Here is a 2,311-nt window from a genome sequence, read left to right on the forward strand (position 1 = left end):
GCCGGAGGCACTGGGTGGACCAGCCGAAACCGGCGCAGGCGCCGGGCGCGGCCGCCGACGACCCGTTCTGGGAGACGGTCGGCCGGGGCGATCTCGACGCGCTCGTCCGTACCCTCGGCCCCGAGGGCGAGCGGGTGCACGCGGCCCTCGGCGAGGTGCTTCCGGCTCTGGCGTCCTGGCACACCGCGCGCAGCGCGCGCTCGACGGTCGACGGGTGGCGTCACCGGATCGTGTGGCGGCCAGTCGAGGAGGAGATCCGGACGGGGACCCGAGGACGCTGGCTGCTCGTCCACACGGAGGACGGCGGGGCGGCGGGCTGGTCCGGCGCGCTGACGCGCGCGCTGGAGGAACGAGGCGCCCAGGTGGTCCCGGTCGTCGTGGGCCGCGCGCGGGGCGGGCACGTCGACGCGGAGGGACTAGCCCGCGCGTTCGACGCCGTACCCGCCGGCGAGCCGTTCACGGGCGTGCTGTCACTGCTCGCGCTCGACGAGGACGCGGGCCTGGCAGTACACGGCGACGCGGTGGCGCTGATCCGCGCGCTCGACGAGGCGGGGATCGAGGGCCCCCTGTGGCTCGCGACCGTGGAGGCCGTGACGGCCGGGCCGTCCGACCGGGTCAGCCGCCCGTCCGGGGGGCTCGTCTGGGGACTCGGCGGGGTCGTCGCCGCCGAAAGACCCGAACGGTGGGGTGGCCTCGTCGACCTGCCCGGCCTCCCCGACGCCCGGTCGGCGGGCCACACGGTCACGGCCCTGCTCGGGACCGGCGGAGAGACCGAGGTGGCGGTGCGAACCTCGGGGCCACTGGCCCGGCGGCTGATGCCGGCTCCCCGGCCCGCCGACGCCCCCACGGCGCAGTGGGCCCCGGCAGGGACCGTGCTCGTCACGGGCGGCACCGGCGCGCTGGGCGCCCACGTGGCCCGGCGGCTCGCCCGGCGCGGCGTCCCGCACCTGCTCCTCATCAGCCGGCGGGGGCCCGAGGCGCCCGGCGCCGGTGATCTGCGGGCCGAGCTCGCCGCGCTCGGCGCCCGGGTCACGATCGCCGCGTGCGACGTGGCCGACCGGGATGCCCTCGCCGCCCTGCTCGCGACGGTGCCCGCCGAGCACCCGTTGACCGCCGTAATCCACACCGCCGCCGTCCTGGACGACGGGCTCCTCGGCTCGTTGACGCGCGAACGGATCGCCGGCGTGCACCGGGTCAAGGTCGAGGGTGCGCTCCACCTGCACGAGCTGACCCGCGGCCTGCCGCTGTCGGCGTTCGTGCTGTTCTCGTCGATCGCCGGCGTGATCGGCAATGCGGGCCAGGGCAACTACGCGCCGGGCAACGCCTTCCTGGACGCGCTGGCGGACCATCGCCGCTCGCTCGGCCTGCCCGCCACCTCGATCGCCTGGGGGCACTGGGACGGCGAAGGCATCGCGGGAGCCGAGGCACGGGAGGGCCTGCGGCGCAACGGGTTCCCGCCCATGTCCCCCGAGGCGGCCGTCTCGGCGCTGGAGGAGGCGGTGTCGGACGGCGAGACCCGGCTGGTCGTCACCCGGGCCGACTGGCCGGCCGTGCTCGCCGTCCGGCCGCTCCCGCTGCTGCACGAGCTGCCGGAGGCCCGCGAAAACGCCGTACGGGCCGACGCGGGCGAGGCGGCCGAGACCTCCGCAGACAGCGGGAATCTGGTGCGGCGGCTGCTCGCGCTCCCCGAGACCGAACGACGCCCGGCCGCCCGCAAGGCGGTCCGCGCGGAGATCGCCGACGTCCTCGGGTACGGCTCGGCCGCCGAGGTGGACGACGACCGGGGCTTCCGCGACCAGGGCTTCACCTCGCTGTCCGCCGTCGAGCTGCGCAACCGGCTGACCCGGCTGACGGGCGCGACTCTGCCGAGCACGCTCGTGTTCGACTACCCCACACCGGCGGCCCTCGTCGATCATCTGCTCGCCGTGCTTCTCCCGGAACCGGAGCCGCCGCAGGCCGCGGTGCTGGCCAAGGTCGGCGAGCTGGAGGAGCTGCTGGCCCGGCCGCTTCCGGAACGGGGCCGGGACGAGGCGTTGAGCCGGCTGCGGCGTCTCCTCGACGGCGCCGCTCCCGCCGGGGCACCCGCCCCGGCCGGCCTCGACGCGGCCACCGACGACGAGCTCATCAGCTTCATCAGCAACGAACTCGGGATCTCCTGACCTCTCCCCCGGCCTGGAAGGCAGACCTGTGAGCGACGACCAGATCCGGCGACTCCTCCGACGCGTGACCGAGGAGCTGCACAAGACGCGCGAAGAACTGCGGGACGTCCGGGAGGAGCAACGCGAGCCGATCGCGATCGTGGGGATGGCTT

Annotated in this window: 2 protein-coding genes; both read left to right on the forward strand. The window is 76.0% G+C overall.

Features of this window, described 5'->3' with window-relative positions; translation table 11 throughout:
- Nucleotides 1–2,159, forward strand: a 2,159-nt coding sequence (locus tag Mco01_RS38610; protein WP_204061781.1) for an SDR family NAD(P)-dependent oxidoreductase, incomplete at its 5' end; no start/stop codon positions are given.
- Between the two features lie 28 nt (nucleotides 2,160–2,187).
- A partial coding sequence (locus Mco01_RS40445) for a polyketide synthase docking domain-containing protein (protein ID WP_372445030.1) occupies nucleotides 2,188–2,311 on the forward strand: 124 nt, incomplete at its 3' end.

It is taken from the genome of Microbispora corallina, assembly GCF_016863035.1.
GTDB lineage: Bacteria > Actinomycetota > Actinomycetes > Streptosporangiales > Streptosporangiaceae > Microbispora > Microbispora corallina.